The sequence below is a fragment of the Maribacter sp. 1_2014MBL_MicDiv genome (assembly GCF_001865655.1).
Lineage (GTDB): Bacteria > Bacteroidota > Bacteroidia > Flavobacteriales > Flavobacteriaceae > Maribacter > Maribacter dokdonensis.
Genome location: NZ_CP011318.1, coordinates 597,741 through 615,326 on the forward strand (window position 1 = coordinate 597,741; position 17,586 = coordinate 615,326).

Consider the following 17,586-nt stretch of genomic DNA (forward strand, 5'->3'; position numbering starts at 1 on the left):
CACTTCAGCTACTATTACTTATGGTACAGCTACGGCACGTTTCACCCTTTGGGGTTAAAAACTATATATCTCCGTACCCGTGTTTAATTACGCCATATCTTAAATTACAAAGTCAACATTACACATCATGAAAGTTCTAAAATTCGGTGGTTCATCTGTAGCCAAGCCTGAAAATATAGTTAAAATTAAAAATATAATCTCTAAATACAACGACCCTATAATTTTGGTTGTTTCAGCTTTTGGAGGTGTAACAGATTTATTATTGCAAGCCGGTTCTTTGGCATCTGCACAAGATCAGAAATACAAAGAAATACTACACACATTAGAAGAAAGACATTTAGCTACGGTTAAAGAGTTAGTTCCCGTTACCACTCAAAGCAAGGTGCTTAGCAAAGTAAAAAGCGAATTTAATGTGCTTGAAACACTACTTGAGGGCGCTTACTTTATTGGAGAAATAACACCTAAATTATCTGACAAAATAGTAAGTTACGGTGAACTTCTTTCTTCATACATCATTAGCGAATATCTAATTAATGAAAAGCTTGATGCCGTTTTTAAGGATAGTAGAGAATTAATAATCACACATAAACTAAACGGTAAAAATGTGGTGAATTTCACCAGAACCAACGCTAATTGCGAGGAATTTTTTAATTCTTCAAAAAAACAGGTTTCAGTTTGCCCAGGCTTTATAGCCACATCTGAAGAAGGCATATCTACTACGTTAGGCCGTGGTGGTTCAGATTATACCGCTGCTATTTATGCTGCTGCGGTAGATGCCGATATTTTGGAAATATGGACAGATGTGAGTGGTATGTACACGGCTAACCCAAAAATGGTAAAACAAGCGAAGGCCATTCCGCATATTTCCTATGAAGAAGCAATGGAACTATCGCATTTTGGAGCAAAAGTACTTTATCCTCCAACAATACAGCCCGTTCTATCTAAAGGAATATCCATAGTTATAAAAAATACTTTTAGCCCAGAGGAAAAAGGAACTTTAATAACCAAATCTAAAAACGAAAAAGGTAAAACGGTACGCGGTATTAGCCATATTGGCAACATTGCCCTATTATCTTTAGAAGGTCCAGGTATGGTAGGTATACCAGGAATATCCAAACGTTTTTTCGAAGTACTTTCTCAAGCTGATATAAGTGTTGTTTTAATTACACAAGCATCTTCTGAACATTCTATTTGTGTAGGTATATCTGCCAATGATGTAGAAAAGGCAATTAGTATCGTCAACGAAGCTTTTGAATACGAAATTGAAAGGGGACGCATTAAAACGGTTATTCCTGAAAGTGATTTAGCCATTGTTGCCTTAGTGGGCGATAACATGAAAAGTCACCAAGGTCTAAGCGGTAAAATGTTCAGTACTTTAGGTAAAAACAATGTAAACATTAGAGTAATTGCCCAAGGTGCCTCCGAAAGAAATATTTCTTGCATTATTGACGAAAAAGATGTCAAAAAGGCATTAAACGCTTTGCACGAGGAGTTTTTTGAAGAAAACATTAAACAATTGAACCTATTTGTAATGGGTGTTGGTAATGTTGGAGCTAAATTTTTAGAGCAAATTAGAGAGCAACGTAAATTCCTAAAAGAGAATTTAAAATTGAACATTAGAGTTATTGGAATGTCCAACTCTAGAACAATGCTTTTTGATGAAAAAGGAATTGACTTAAATGATTGGGCTACCAAACTTGAGAATGGAGAAAAAGCGGATAAAGTCAAATTCTTAGCCTTAGTAAATAGTCTAAACTACCGAAATAGTATTTTTGTAGATAACACAGCCAGTGAAGAAGTATCAAAAACCTACAGTGAATATCTGGGCAATAGCATATCTGTTGTTACATGTAATAAAATTGCATGTTCATCTGAATTTGAAAACTATTCACATTTAAAATCCTTAGCCAGAACATACAACGCTCCGTTTTTATTTGAAACCAATGTTGGTGCCGGTTTACCAATAATCGATACTCTTAAACATTTGATTGCTTCTGGTGATAAAATATTGAAAATACAAGCTGTTCTTTCTGGTAGTTTAAACTTTGTTTTCAATAATTTCAATGATCAAACTACTTTTCATGATGTAGTGAAACAGGCTCAGGAAGAGGGTTACACAGAACCTGATCCAAAAATTGATTTAAGTGGTGTTGATGTCATGCGCAAAATTTTGATTTTAGCGCGCGAAAGTGGTAATCTACTAGAAATTAGCGATATAAAAAACAATCCATTTTTACCCGAAGAAAGTTTAAATACTGACAACAATGAAGACTTCTTTGCCTCTTTAATTAAGCATGAGCCACATTTTCAGTCTTTGTTTTCAAGTGCAAAAAAATCCGATAGCAAGCTTAAGTATGTGGCCCAGTTCGATGATGGAAAAGCAAGTGTAGGATTACAGGAAATACCTAAAGGTCATGATTTCTATAATTTAGAAGGTAGTGATAACATTGTTCTTTTCTACACTGAAAGATACCCTAACCAGCCAATGATAATTAAAGGTGCGGGTGCGGGCGCTGCTGTAACGGCCTCGGGAATATTCGCCGATATTATACGAATAGGTAATTTCTAAATTTCATAACTATAACTTTCATTATGGCTACAAACGAAATTAAAGTATTTTGCCCTGCAACAGTTGCCAACGTTTCATGCGGATTTGATGTGCTTGGTGTCGCCCTAGACTCGGTCGGTGATGAAATGGTGGTTAGAAAAGTGCCTCAAAAAGGTATTAAAATAACAAAACTTACCGGACAAGATTTACCAAAAGAGACATTGAACAATGTGGCAGGAGTTGCTGGTAACGCATTTCTATTAGCCTCTGATTATGACGGCGGGTTTGAAATCGAAATAGATAAAAAAATAAAACCTGGCAGTGGTATAGGTAGTAGCGCTGCTAGTTCTGCAGGTGCTGTTTGGGCCATGAACCACTTATTGGGCAACCCCTTTAGCAAAACTGAATTGGTAAAATTTGCCATGGAAGGTGAACGTTTGGCAAGTGATGTAGCCCACGCAGACAATGTGGCTCCCGCCCTATTTGGCGGTTTCACTTTAGTACGTAGTTATAGTCCGCTAGATATCATTGATATACCGGCTCCAACTGAATTATATTTGACCATAATTCATCCGCAGATAGAAATAAAAACTTCTGATTCCAGAAAGATTTTGAAAACAACTATCTCTATGGAAACAGGAATTAAACAATGGGGAAATGTAGGTGGATTAGTAGCCGGACTTTTCAAAAAAGATTATGATTTAATCGGTCGTTCCCTAGAAGATCATATTGTTGAACCAATACGTTCTATTTTAATTCCGGGTTTTGACGAAGTTAAAAAGGTTTCTTTGGAAGCCGGAGCATTAGGATCTGGTATATCTGGATCAGGACCTTCTATTTTTGCATTCAGCAAAGGAAAAGATACCGCTTTAAAAGTAGGTGAGTCCATGAAAAAAGTCTATGATAAAATTGGAATAGACTACGAAATTCATGTCTCTAAAATAAACACCGAAGGCGTAAAAATTTTATAAATAAAAAGTAGTTTACTACTAACCATTAAACATACTCATCTTGAAATTCTATAGTTTAAACAATACTGCACCCAAAGTTTCTTTTGACACCGCCGTTGTCAATGGTATTGCACCTGATAAAGGCTTATATTTTCCAGAAGAAATAACCCCTCTACCAGCTTCGTTTTTTGAGCATATTGAAAATCTTACCAATGAGGAAATCGCTTTTACGGCTATTCGTCAATTTGTAACAGAAGTTATACCAGATAATGTATTGAAAGATATACTAAAAGAGGTGCTAGACTTCGATTTTCCGGTTATTGACATTACTTCCAACATTGGTACATTAGAACTTTTTCATGGTCCAACCATGGCTTTTAAAGATGTTGGCGCTCGTTTTATGGCACAGTGCCTAGGATATTTTTCTAGAGCATCAAAAAATGAAGTAACCGTACTTGTAGCTACATCGGGCGATACCGGTGGCGCAGTTGCTAACGGTTTTCTAGGCGTAGATGGTGTAAAAGTTGTTATACTGTACCCAAGCGGTAAAGTAAGTGAAATTCAAGAAAGACAACTGACTACTTTAGGACAAAATATTACGGCACTAGAGGTAGACGGTATGTTCGATGATTGCCAGGCAATGGTAAAAAATGCATTTTTGGATAAGGAATTGCTTGATAACATGAAATTAACTTCTGCTAACTCCATTAATGTTGCACGTTGGTTACCGCAGTTATTCTATTTTCTTTTTGCCTACAAACAAGCTAAACCACAAGATAAGGAAATCATATTCTCAGTCCCTTCCGGTAATTTCGGGAATATCTGTGCAGGGCTAATGGCACAACGTTTAGGCATGCCGGTAAAACACTTTATCGCAGCTACAAATGTAAATGATACCGTGCCCCAATTTATGCAAACCAAAGAATATTCACCAAAGCCGTCTACAGCTACTATCTCTAATGCTATGGACGTTGGAGACCCAAGTAACTTCATTAGAATTAGACACTTGTTTCAGAATAATTTTGATTTGCTAAAGGACAATCTTTCTGCCTACTCTTTTACAGATAACGAAACAAAGAAAGCCTTAAAAGAGATTAATGATATCAATGGTTATGTTGCCGACCCACATGGTGCCGTAGGTTATTTAGGACTAAAAAAATATCAAGAGCTACATCCTGATACTTATGGTATTTTCCTAGAAACCGCTCACCCGGTCAAGTTTTTAGATATTGTTGAGGAAACCCTTGATGAAAAGCTGGAGATTCCTGCACAAATTCAAAAAGTAATAAATAAAACCAAGGCATCCATTAAAATTGCTAGTTATGATGAACTTAAAAATTTTCTTTTAAGTTCTTAGATAACTTCAAGGTTATAATATTTTTTCAATTCCCTGGTTAGCCACATTGGCTTCTATTTATTTTCGATAAATTTGCATCGTCAATATATATAGAAGATGAAAAATACTGCGCTTACTTCAACACATGAATCTCTTGGTGCCAAAATGGTTCCTTTTGCCGGTTACAACATGCCTGTTTCTTACGAAGGTGTAAATGCTGAACATGAAACTGTTCGTAACGGTGTTGGGGTTTTCGATGTATCACATATGGGCGAATTTTTAATCTCTGGTCCTACTGCCTTAGATTTAATACAAAAAGTAACTTCAAATGATGCATCTAAGTTAACCATAGGCAGAGCTCAATATAGCTGCTTACCAAATGAAAATGGCGGTATTGTTGACGACCTTATTGTATATCGCATAAAAGAAGAACAATATCTTTTAGTCGTAAATGCATCCAATATTGAAAAAGATTGGAATCATATTTCTTCTTATAATGCAGAATTTAAGGCAGATATGAGAGACATATCTGAAGGTTATTCGCTTTTGGCCATACAGGGTCCAAAAGCCGTAGAGGCAATGCAGTCCCTAACCTCCGTGAATTTATCCGATATTAAATTTTATCATTTTGAAGTATCCGATTTTGCTGGAATAGAAAATGTAATCATATCTGCAACGGGCTATACAGGTTCTGGCGGATTTGAAATTTACTGTAAAAATGAAGAAGTAAAACAAATTTGGGACAAGGTTTTTGAAGCTGGGGCCAATTTTGGAATAAAACCAATTGGCTTGGCCGCAAGAGATACCTTAAGATTAGAAATGGGATATTGTCTATATGGAAATGATATTAACGACACTACCTCTCCTTTTGAGGCTGGTTTGGGCTGGATAACCAAATTCACGAAAAACTTTGTTAATTCTGAAGCTTTGCAAAAAGAGAAACAACAGGGTCCTGAACGTAAATTAGTCGCATTTGAATTAGATGAACGTGGAATACCTAGACAAGACTATGACATTGTTGACGGTAACGGTAAAACCATAGGTGAAGTCACCTCTGGCACTATGTCACCTTCAATGGGAACCGGAATTGGATTAGGCTATGTACCGCCTATTTTCTCCGAAGTTGGCAGTAAAATCAACATACAGATCAGAAAAAATGCAATACCTGCCACGATAGTTAAATTACCATTTTACAAAAGTAAATGATAGATTACCAAAGTGTTCTAAATGCAATTAATGAAACCGCATCCAAAGAAAAGGAAAGAGGAAAAATTGCAGACTACATACCGGAATTGGAAAAAGTTGATGTTAACAATTTTGGGATACATCTAATTGACAATCATCAAAATAATTTTTCTGCAGGAGATTCAAATGAACTTTTTTCCATACAGAGTATTTCTAAAGTTTTAACACTCTCAATGGTTTTAGGCCTTATTGGGGAAGATGTTTGGAAACGTGTAGATGTTGAACCTTCTGGCGATCCGTTCAACCATTTGTCCCTATTGGAATTGGAAAATGGTATCCCCAGAAATCCATTAATAAATCCTGGGGCAATCGTTATTGCAGATATTTTAGTTTCTCAATTGAAGAACCCTAAAGATGATTTTTTATCCTTCGTACGCCAAATTGCAAATGACGACACCATAGATTATGATGAAACCGTGGCACTTTCCGAAAAGAAAACAGGATTCCGGAATTTTGCGGCTGCCAATCTTTTGAAGTCATATAAAAATTTAAATAATGATGTTGATGCTGTTTTAGACTTCTATTTTCATCAATGCTCCCTTGCCATGAATTGCGAACAACTAACTCATGTTTTTTATGTATTCATGAATCATGGCAAATGCAGAAGAAACAAAACATTTTTAACCTTATCTCAGGTAAAACGTATTAATGCCATAATGCTTACATGTGGCTTTTATGATGAAGCCGGTGAATTTGCATTTGAAGTTGGGCTACCAGGTAAAAGTGGTGTTGGTGGCGGTATAGTAGCCTTACTACCAAACAAATTTTGCGTAGCAACTTGGTCTCCGGGACTCAACCCTAAAGGGAATTCAAAATTAGGTATGCTTGCGCTGGAAAAATTGACCACAGAAACAGAACTTTCCATTTTTTGAAAATAGAGACAAAGAAAATACTGATTATTGGCGCAAGTGGCTTCATAGGTAATGCTATATACAAAGAACTTTGTAATTACTTCGATACTTATGGCACTTATTGTCATGCGGCAAATTCATATTCATCTAACAAACAATTTGTTCAATACAATGTTGAAGAAGATGATATTGTTGAAGTTTTAGAAGAGATAAAGCCTCAAGTTATAATTTCTGCCTTGAGAGGAAATTTTGCTGCCTTGGTTATTGCCCATGACCATATGGTCAAGTATGTCGCTGAAGAAAAGTGTAAGCTCTATTTTATTTCATCTGCGAATGTATTTGACGCCTACAGTAAATACCCTTCTTATGAAATGGACAAAACATTATCTGAGAGTGTCTATGGCAGACTAAAAATAAAGATCGAAAATATGCTTCTTAGATTGCCAAAAGAAAAAATGGCAATTCTACGGGTCCCTATGGTTTTTGGTAACGCATCGCCAAGAATCAAGGCAATGAAAAAATCTATTATAGAAAATGAATCGGTAGAAGTTTTTCCCAATTTGATATTAAATGTGACAAATGATGACAAGCTTACTCAACAAATTCACTACCTTATTAATAGAAATAAAACGGGTATTTATCACTTAGGAAGTAATGACCTTACCCATCATGAAGATTTTATAAAAGAAATATTAGAACGCGTAGGCAATTTTAACCCTATAATTAAAAGAGTCTATACTACCAATGAGGATATATATTTAGCCGTACTTCCAAAAATAAATAAGTTACCCAAAAATTTACAATTTACTTTTCAAGATATTATTGACCATCATGTTTTAAATTAGAAACAATTATGAAAGAAATGGAAAAATTTACAGATCAACAAATAGCGGACTATTTAGGTCAACTTGACGGATGGGAGTATGTGGATGGAGCCATAGAAACCACCTTTGAATTTAAAAATTTTAAAGAAGCGTTTTCAGTGATGACACGTATTGCTTTTGAATGTGAGGCTCAAGGTCATCATCCAGATTGGAGCAATGTTTATAACACATTGAATATTCGCTTAAACACCCATGATGCCAATGGTGTTACGGAAAAAGACTTTGTTTTAGCTAGAACTATAGAAGATATTATAGAAAGTGAATTTTAATTAAAACGGTGCACTAAAGAAATTCATTTCAATGATTTCTGAACATTACCCGTTTTTGTACATTTGTTTAAAATAATTTACCATGGGAAGAGCTTTTGAATTTAGAAAAGCACGTAAAATGAAAAGATGGTCGGCAATGTCAAAAGCCTTTACTCGTATAGGTAAAGACATTGTAATGGCCGTAAAAGAAGGTGGACCAGATCCAGACTCCAATTCCAGACTAAGAGCCGTTATACAAAACGCGAAATCTGTCAACATGCCTAAAGACAATGTTGAACGCGCTATAAAAAGAGCTAGTGACAAAAGTCTTGGTGACTATAAGGAAGTTCTTTTTGAAGGGTATGCACCTCACGGCATAGCTGTTTTAGTAGAAACCGCAACTGATAATAATACAAGAACGGTTGCCAATGTTAGAAGTTATTTTAATAAATGTAATGGTAACTTAGGTACTTCTGGCTCTGTTGAATTTATGTTCGACCATACTTGTAATTTTAGAATACCTGCAGAAGGTATTGACCCAGAGGAATTGGAACTGGAATTGATCGATTTTGGAGCAGAAGAAGTCTTTGTTGATGACGATGGAATTCTAATCTACGGACCTTTCGAAAGCTTTGGAGCTTTACAAAAAGAATTGGAAAACCGTGATATAGAAATTTTATCATCTGGATTTGAAAGAATTCCGCAAGTCACTAAAAAGTTAAACGTGGAAGAAGCTGCAGACGTAGAAAAGCTCTTAGAAAAATTAGAAGAGGATGATGATGTACAGAATGTATATCATTCAATGGAAGAATAATTTTTATCGTTTAAAATAAATAAAAAAGGAGACCTTGTCAGGTCTCCTTTTTTGTTTATTAATACTTTTATAGATTTAAAGTCCACTAGGCAACTCACCATTAACGTTAAAATTAGATACCAAAAGTGAAAAATCTTCCAAGCCTACAGCACCGTCGCCATTAAAATCTGCTTGAGGATTATAATTGTCATCACTTGAACTCAAATTAAAAGTGGTTACTAAAAACGAATAATCCTCTAGACCTATCGAATTATCATTATTCGCATCCCCAACTCTCAATTCCCCTACATTAATACTATTATCACCTGCTTCAAAAGTCAGGGTTGAAACTTTTTGCAGATGCATTCCAGATTTAATAGCTACTTCGTAAGTCCCTAATGGAATACCCATTAATTGCGCTTCTCCATTAACATCACCTGAAGGTGTAAATTCTAACAGAGGAATAGCTGATCCAACTTCATATATACCAACAGTTAAATCAATAGAATGATCTGTACGACCTTGCAAAGTATAAGAAACCGTTAAATCGGATAATGCCGCTGTTGGATCATAATCTAAAACTATAGTATTTGACGCAATACTATTTGTATTATCATCTCCAGTAACCACAGCAATAAAGTGATTTAGCCCTCCGTTTGGAGTTCCAGTGGTCCCACTCGTCTCCGTTAATACCACAGGAATATAAGCTATGCCAGATTCGTCAAGCTGTGCGGTATATAATTCTTTTACCATAGCTTCATTCGCCTCGAAAAGATCAATATCATAACCTATAGATGGATTGCCCGCATCTATATGTAGTCTACCATCAACACGCAATAAACTTACCATAGCATTTGGCTCACCTGTAACCTGTACAACTTGATTAGCTTGGGTCGCAACTCGCGAAGTAGCTGACCCATCAATCAAAATACTTGGCCCAACCAATGAGTTACTTACACTGTTCACTATAGCTTTCGATCCACCTAATGAACCTTCATCGTATAAACTGGTCGTATACACCACCCCGCTTGCAAATTCTATACTAATTGTGGCACCTATTAATTCAAACCCAGAAATTGAACCTGCATCTCCAGAAGATAAATCTCCTTTTATAGTTGTAGGATCCATATCTACGCCAAAAGAATATGATTCTCCAGGATTAAAATCTGTAAAACTCAAGTTTAGAACATCAAAACCTTCTGCATTGTTAACTCCATTATGGGGCTGTTCAAATATACTTATACAATCGGCACTATCAGAACCTCCGTTACCTGGTACAGTTAAACCAACCGCACTTGCAGAATTTCCTGCATCTCCTGATGTTAAACATTTTGCAACACTATCACCCGCCGTACCTACAGGATCAAAAACTACATCCATCATATATCCCGAAGCTGTATTAATTTTTATATTTAAAATATCATCATCACCTGTATTACTTATAATAAACGAATTATTTCCATAAGTAGATGCCTCTACGTCATCACCTGGCGTTACCTGAACTGTTGCCTCAGGATTTCCAATTGGTTGTGCGGTAACGTTCCAATTAAATTCTATTATAGAACTTGAAGAAGGGTCACAAGCATCACTTACGGTGACAGCAACATTATATGGACTGTTCTCCGAAGCTCCAAGAGTAGCTCCAATGTTTTGTTCAGATGGTGAACCATTTAGTATAGAATTATTGACCCCTGTACCTGCAGCACCATCTATCAACGTTAAAGCTAGTCTATCTATCATATGTCCTTCTGAACGCTCACTCATAGTTAATTCATATGTGCCAGGGCTTTCAAAATATGCATATATGGGCCACCCGTTATTATCAATAGTTTTAGTAGTCCATGAATTGGATATAGTATTTGTATAAACCTTGAAAAAACCATTTATTCCAGGATTCTCATTTCCATGATCAGGTCTTCCTTGGGTGTTACCCTTTGGCCAATATAAAGTTTTTGAGGTACTTTGCGTATCGTTCAATTCATTTAAAAATTGCTGAGTACTTGAAAGTGAACCACCTTGGACAGTAAAGAAATGAACATTGGAAGTATTCTCAATTTTAAACCAAGTATCATTTTTATCTGTAGAAGATGAACCAGAAATTTTTGATTTCATGTGAAAGCGATACACACCAGGAGTTGTTATTTCAACATTGTAACTAACACTTTGCCCATTAAGATTACCAAAATGGTCTGTGCTTGCAGCCAGGTAAGTATTACCAGATTCCGACTCAATATTCCATCCTCCAGAAGTATCGACAAAATCGGTTTCTGCCTCAAAAATTACTATACCATTATTTTCTATAAAAGCACCGGCCGTACCGCTACCAGAACCACTGAGAATTGTTCCCGAAATTAAACCCGTTTCGGTATCTATAGTTAAATTTGGAGGTAAATTAGTAGCTGCGTAACTTAATGGACCACATGAATCTGTATTTTCATCATTTGCCACAATCTGTAAGTTAACCGAATCACCATCAACACTCATCTGGGCTCCTGGATTAGCTACTACTGGTGGTAATCCAGAGGTTGGAGTACCGCCTAACTCAACAATTTCTATTGCTTTTAATGATGGGTTTTCTACACCATGAATAAACTCTAAATCCAACACTCCATCAGTAACCATTATCTTATGACTGATCATGAATGCACCTAAAGCACCAGCTTCAGCAAATGGGTCTATATCTTTTAAATCATCAGGTATTGACCCCTCCATTGAAATATCAAAAACTCTTTGACCTGGACCGGTTATTTGACTATATAGCTCAGCAAAATACAATCTTACTTCAATTTCAGTTTCTGGATCTACTGGAAATTGCCATAACATTTCAGGATCACTTGGACCATCATACCTTTCCGTTTCAAAAATACTACTAGGTGTTCCAGCTGGTAAAGAAGCATGAGACATAACAATAGACCCAGAATAAGCGGAACCAGCTGATTTGTTATACAAACCTCCAGGCGCAGTTGCGGCAGATAAATACTGTGAATTGCCAATTGCACCAAATTCCCCTTGGTCAGTACTCCAATCAGGATTAGGAGAATCCGAGGCTGTTATCAATGTTCCTCCAACATTCACTCGATATAAAACTGTGGCAACTTCCTCTCCACTGGATAGACTAATATTTTTAGTATTGTTATCTCCATAAGTCAAAACTAAAGTTGCAGCTTCACCAGCTTGAGAACCAACATGTTCAATTTTAACAGTCTTAGTGGTACCAGCTTCAATTAAAAAACTAGTCTCACCTACAATATTAAATTTCGTGTTATTTGTACCCGTTAGTGTCAAAGACTTTATATAAACACCTTGATTTCCACCAGACAATTCCAATAACAAATCTTCGGATTCACCTTGCGCTATCGTTACCGAAGAAGGTGTTGATAATATACTGGGCAAAACTTTTACACCTGTGGGATTGTCCACTCCGTAGACTTCCATATTGTTTTGATTTCCACCACCTTGATTTGGAGAACCAGAAGTAATCCATATACCATTACCAGATACTATGCCTTGTGTGCCATGACGCGGATGATTTAAATCACTTAAACTTGACCATGTATTGGTACTTATATCCAATTCATCGGTATTAACATATGCCTGCCCATTACCTTCACCACCAATGACCACAATTTTTCCATCAAAATTAACGGTTGCAGATGCAGCACGTGGAGTTGGCAAATTTGCCGATGAAGGTAATGTTGACCAACTTGATGACGTAAAATCATAAACATCAACTTCTGAAATTACAGGGGCAAATGTTCCGCCTTCACCACCAGTTAATCTACCCCCTAAAACATAAAGTTTGTTATTTGCAACTGTAGCATGAAAATGATCTCTTGAGCGAGGAGCATTTTCCAATACGGTCCATTCACCAGTTGCGGGATCATATTCATCGAACCAAGGAATATAACCGCCATTATGACCAACTGTATTACCTGCTACCACATAAAATTTATTATTATACATTACCAATCCAGCAGATCCTCTTTTTCTGTTATTTGGAATTGCTGGACCTTGAATCCAGATATCCTCAACTGGGTCGTACATATAAATATTATCTGCAGGTGATTCGTTTGGATAGCTATTGTCTTTAAATGAACCTATTACCCAAATTAAACCTTCGTAAGCGACAGCTTGAAAATGGTTGAATTCAAAAGGAGCTGTCGAAGCTGCTTGAGACCAGGTATTTGTTGAATAATTATAAATATCCATTTTATCAGCACTTTCTCTACCACCAAACAAATAGAATTTATCACCTAATTGAACAAATGAATTTTCATGTCTTGGTGTGTGTTCCGTTAGGTTAACTATATTTGTCCAATTACTGCTTGCAGGGGTGCCACTCGCAATAACCTCAATACCTTTTATGTTAGGGTTTTCTACACCTTTTATAAAATCAATATCTAAATTTCCATCATTCACTTCTATAATAAAAGTCTCGACACCGGCAGTTGCAAAACCGTAATTAGCAGTTTGATCAAAATCATTTAAAACAATATCACCCTCAATAGCCACATCGAATACACGCACCCCAGCCGTATTAGCTCCTGTCCATATTTCTGCAAAAATTAAATTAACTGTATAAAAACCTTGAGGTAAAGGTATGTCCCATTGCATATTTGCTGGCTGTGCCAACGTATTATATCTCTCAGTTGAAAATAAACTATTAGGATATGAGGTATTATTAACAAATGAAGTTGGCAATGCTGCCCCATAAGTTTTATCATCATCTGTTGAATTAACATATGTAGAAGGTATACCGTTCTGTGCACTACCATTGGCACCAGTTAATGCCTGATCTTCTTCCCAATTAATATCTCCGTCTGTAGAAGTTACTAGGCTTCCACCTGCATTAATACGATACAAGACTGAGTTCGTAGTGTTAGGATCTTTTACTGTCCAAGCGAAATTCAAATTTGCCGCTGTTGATAATGGCTTGCTAACGGTAACTGTAACATCGTATTGTCCAGCATCAGTTGCGTATGGAGAAATGGTTCCTAAAATTGCCCCTTGCGTAGGTTCAATACTTAAACCCGGTGGTAACCCAGTAGCTGTAAAAGTGAAATTTTCATTGGGATCGCCTCCACTTGCAGTTATATTTAAATTAGGTGTCTCACCCAAATTATTTATTTGATTAGCAATAGGATTAATCATTATTGGTAAATTCACTACATCACCGGCACCTAAAATTTCAATTGCATTTATTAATGGATTTTCTGTTTGATGGATAAATTCTATGTTAAAAACACCATCTGTAACTGTCACTTGATAGCTTTCCATTGCTCCGATCTTATGACCATACTGTGCAGATAAATCTTTATCATTAACTACCAATGCCCCCTCCATATTTATATCAAAAATTCGTTGTCCATTTGAAGCGGTTCCAGCGTAACCATTGGCCATAAACAGATTTACGGTGAATGTTCCGTTACCGGTATTAAATGCCCATTCCATTTCCGGTAGCGGTGCGGGATCCCATCTTTCTTGATTAAAAATTTCTTCTGGAACATAATCTGGCACCGAAGAATGCAGACTAGTACCCGAATAGGTTGAAATATTACCGGTATTAACACTAAAATTATTTCCATTAGTTACGCCCTCTACATCATTACCTATCCAATCTGGATTTGGAAAATCCGTTGCAGTAATACTAGCACCACCAGCATTGACCCTAAACAAAACAGCAGGTTGTTCCATAACATTTACTGTAAAAGTTTGATCGACAAACAAAGCGTCAGAATCTGTAGCCCTTATAGTAATAGTTGAGCTAGTTTCCAAGTCCGGGAAACTCATCGTTAACACATTACCTGTAATTACCGCACCAATAGCGTTATTCGAATTACTATCAACGGTAAAGGTTAAATTTTCAACACCTAAATCATCGTCAAAGTAATTAGCTAAATTGATTTCTTGATTTGGTGAATCTATTAATATATCTAAATCGGCTATAGTTTGAGTAATTATCGGCTTACTTCCCGATACGTTTAGGAAATCCCAAGTACCCTGAACTTCTTTTCCCTCCTCATTAGAAGTTCCAATTAGACCTACGGCCAAAATTTCATTAGATTCTTGTATTGCAGTTTTAATAGAGCCAGAAGCTTCAATGGTACCCAAAGAAATCGAAGAATTTCCATCTATACTATATAAAATTTCAACATCTGCAGTTACCGCATTAACATTGAATGAAAAAATAACATTATTAGATGGTCTATTTGGTACCGTAAATGTAACTGTCAATGGGGTTTGAGCGACATCATTAATTTCTTGCAAAGCCAAAATTCCATTTTTTGTCAATACAACCTTTATATAGTTACTCTGCGTTCCATCTCCTAAAAATATTCCTAATTCACTGTCATTTGGTGATTCATCACCATAAATTTGCGTAGGATCAGTAAATCCAAATATTTTACCTGATACTGTAAAAGAGCCTATTGATTGATCAACATTGACCCCATACTGAAAACCTTTTTCTTGAGAATTTGAGGTACCGAATGCAGTACCAGAAGTCATTTGCATGGTCATTGCTCCAACGGCTCCACCTAAAATATCATTGGGGTTTGGACCTTCTCCTACAACATCTAACCAATTGGACCAATTAGGATTAGCCGCACCATTATTCATCAACCCTGTAAAACCTAGACCCCTATATCCTCCTAAAGTTAAATTATCAGAGAACAGTTCATTCTCTACTGGCAAATCAAATCCATCCGAACCATTATCTAATGGGTTACCTAATTGAAATGGGTCATTTGCATCTAAAATTCCATCATTATCATCATCATCATCATTTATATCCGATATCAAAACACCACCAGCCGCTTTATCAAAATCCTCTGGCTGAGAACCACCATTACAATGGTCAACATTATTTTGAACTTCATCTTGATTTGTATAACCATCTTGATCCGTATCTGCCAGACCCGAGTAAGATGGATCAGAAGAATCTAAACAAACTACTAATGGCTGAGGCTCTAATATTTTAATAGTACCATTAAATGTAGCTACCCAAATGGTTCCTGGAAAAGGATCAGTATCTGAATTACACGTAATACCCAATGCATTTCCTCCAAGTCCAGAAGCAAAGGGATCTGTCAAATTACTTAAACTACCATCTGAATTTAATTTTACTCTTTTTAAAATACCCCCGTTATTCTCACCTGCTATCAAATCTCCAACCATACTCTCCGAACCACTGAAAATTGTAGAGGTATACTCATCTATACCATTGGTATTATTATCCCAAATTGTTACAATTTCATCATTTGGACCATCCGGATTGGATACCGAAGGACCTCTCCAATCTCCTTGATCCGTGTCGGCCATATTTAACGGTACCGGAGGCCAATCAACTGGAAGTGCAATACTTTGATCTGTTGTGTACCCTGGACCTTTTAAACCAGTTGGGTCATAAATTAAAGTTCTAAATACCGCGTTATTAGTATTATTGACCGAAGGATTTGTGTAGAGCCCTGCTGTTGCAGGATTGGCTCTAATTGGTGCAGGATGTCCTCCATAAAACGACCCTTGAGAATACGCTTGGATATTATTAGTAACCAATGTCAAGTGGTCATTATTATCTACTTTTTCACCTCCAATTGAAGAACTACTTCCTGGTTCACTAGAATTATATTCATTTGTGACATTTTCCGTACCTTCATTATTGGGAAATCCTCCCCAGCCTCCATTAGCTCCGTTATCGGTAACATAAACAGCTCCTGAATTTGTAACTACCAAATCATATGCATTTCTATAACCCGGCGAAAAAATTTGAACTGGTCCACCTGGTACAATTTTAGCCTGATTAAGTCCATCATTACCGCCCCATGGATCGTTAATATCTATACCATCATATCCTTGATTATCCGGGTCTTCTATACCATTAGCATTGCTCCGGGTTGGATCATCTAAAGTAGGGATATCATAAATGTAATTTCTACCATCATTATTAATAGGCATTGCTTCTATTAAATCTAAATTAACAGATAAAATTGCTGCAGATAACGCATATTCAGTTGTCCAAGCAAAATTATCAGATGGAGATCCCGCATTGGTATGCCCGCCTTGTGCAACTATTAGAAAGTCCACACCACCTAGTGTTACAAATTCCAAACCATTGGTTGCATGATTTTCTTCTGATCTAGGTAAGCCTCTAACAATATCAACTACTTCCCAATTACTACCTAACCAAGTAAAACGGGTAATTACCCCTGAATTAGTATCAAGATTCAAATCTCCACTTGGACCTCCAACTCTAGAATCACTTGATGTGACATATATTATCGGATTTGATGCCGTGCCCGCAACGGTTATACCAGTAGCTTCCCTGTCATCTCCACTATTTGTACTCCCATCATCATTGTGATTAGGTATATTTTTTACATCCAAAAGTTTTTCAGACGCCGTGACCACATAATCATTACTTCCATTTTTTTGAACGGTAAAAATATCTATTGTACCATTTAAATTCAACACGTACAATCTACCATCAGGTCCGTATATTAGTGAAGTTCCTTGACTTACCCCACTATGACCATTAAAATTAAGATTACTTTGATCAAAACTTTGGGCACTTATTGTATTCACTCCTATGAGCAATAACAATATAAATGTCAACATTGTATTTTTAGCATTTGTCATTGACAGATAGTTGATATCAAATGGCATTATATGCTTCATTTTCAGCAGAAGCTCGTTATGTATATAATTTCTTTTTTCCATCTTATTACTTTTTTGG

General features: G+C 36.4%; 9 protein-coding genes. 8 read left to right on the top strand and 1 reads right to left on the bottom strand.

What is annotated here, in order from left to right:
• Positions 1–127: 127 nt before the first annotated feature.
• The 8 genes from thrA (at position 128) to YQ22_RS02465 (ending at position 8,876) form a co-directional block, all read left to right on the top strand.
• Complete coding sequence (gene thrA, locus YQ22_RS02430) at positions 128–2,569, top strand: bifunctional aspartate kinase/homoserine dehydrogenase I (protein WP_071339941.1); 2,442 nt, start codon at positions 128–130, stop codon at positions 2,567–2,569.
• A 23-nt stretch (positions 2,570–2,592) separates the two neighbouring features.
• Entirely contained in the window at positions 2,593–3,519 is a 927-nt protein-coding gene (locus tag YQ22_RS02435; protein WP_058105373.1) for a homoserine kinase, read from the top strand.
• Positions 3,520–3,559: 40 nt separating this feature from the next.
• The gene (thrC, locus tag YQ22_RS02440) at positions 3,560–4,855 is read left to right on the top strand and encodes a threonine synthase (RefSeq protein ID WP_071339942.1); all 1,296 of its coding nucleotides are present in this window, start codon (positions 3,560–3,562) and stop codon (positions 4,853–4,855) included.
• Between the two features lie 96 nt (positions 4,856–4,951).
• The gene (gcvT, locus tag YQ22_RS02445) at positions 4,952–6,040 is read left to right on the top strand and encodes a glycine cleavage system aminomethyltransferase GcvT (RefSeq protein ID WP_071339943.1); all 1,089 of its coding nucleotides are present in this window, start codon (positions 4,952–4,954) and stop codon (positions 6,038–6,040) included.
• A complete protein-coding gene (locus YQ22_RS02450; RefSeq protein WP_071339944.1) occupies positions 6,037–6,951 on the top strand; it encodes a glutaminase in 915 nt (304 codons plus the stop codon). The genes gcvT and YQ22_RS02450 overlap by 4 nt, the downstream gene beginning before the upstream one ends.
• The gene (locus YQ22_RS02455; protein ID WP_071339945.1) at positions 6,948–7,775 is read left to right on the top strand and encodes a sugar nucleotide-binding protein; all 828 of its coding nucleotides are present in this window, start codon (positions 6,948–6,950) and stop codon (positions 7,773–7,775) included. The genes YQ22_RS02450 and YQ22_RS02455 overlap by 4 nt, the downstream gene beginning before the upstream one ends.
• A 17-nt stretch (positions 7,776–7,792) precedes the next feature.
• Entirely contained in the window at positions 7,793–8,083 is a 291-nt protein-coding gene (locus YQ22_RS02460; protein WP_058105510.1) for a 4a-hydroxytetrahydrobiopterin dehydratase, read from the top strand.
• A gap of 82 nt (positions 8,084–8,165) precedes the next feature.
• The gene (locus tag YQ22_RS02465) at positions 8,166–8,876 is read left to right on the top strand and encodes a YebC/PmpR family DNA-binding transcriptional regulator (protein ID WP_071339946.1); all 711 of its coding nucleotides are present in this window, start codon (positions 8,166–8,168) and stop codon (positions 8,874–8,876) included.
• Between the two features lie 75 nt (positions 8,877–8,951).
• Here YQ22_RS02465 and YQ22_RS02470 read toward each other — a convergent pair whose 3' ends face one another.
• Positions 8,952–17,570, bottom strand: coding sequence for a malectin domain-containing carbohydrate-binding protein (locus tag YQ22_RS02470; protein ID WP_232231300.1), 8,619 nt, complete (start codon positions 17,568–17,570; stop codon positions 8,952–8,954).
• Positions 17,571–17,586 lie beyond the last annotated feature (16 nt).

Bases quoted from the DNA above. Each gene is read 5' to 3' on its own strand.
- YQ22_RS02465 (WP_071339946.1), top strand. From the start codon at position 8,166: ATGGGAAGAGCTTTTGAATTTAGAAAAGCACGTAAAATGAAAAGATGG.
- YQ22_RS02460 (WP_058105510.1), top strand. From the start codon at position 7,793: ATGGAAAAATTTACAGATCAACAAATAGCGGACTATTTAGGTCAACTT.
- gcvT (WP_071339943.1), top strand. From the start codon at position 4,952: ATGAAAAATACTGCGCTTACTTCAACACATGAATCTCTTGGTGCCAAA.
- thrA (WP_071339941.1), top strand. From the start codon at position 128: ATGAAAGTTCTAAAATTCGGTGGTTCATCTGTAGCCAAGCCTGAAAAT.
- YQ22_RS02470 (WP_232231300.1), bottom strand. From the start codon at position 17,570: ATGGAAAAAAGAAATTATATACATAACGAGCTTCTGCTGAAAATGAAG.
- YQ22_RS02450 (WP_071339944.1), top strand. From the start codon at position 6,037: ATGATAGATTACCAAAGTGTTCTAAATGCAATTAATGAAACCGCATCC.
- YQ22_RS02435 (WP_058105373.1), top strand. From the start codon at position 2,593: ATGGCTACAAACGAAATTAAAGTATTTTGCCCTGCAACAGTTGCCAAC.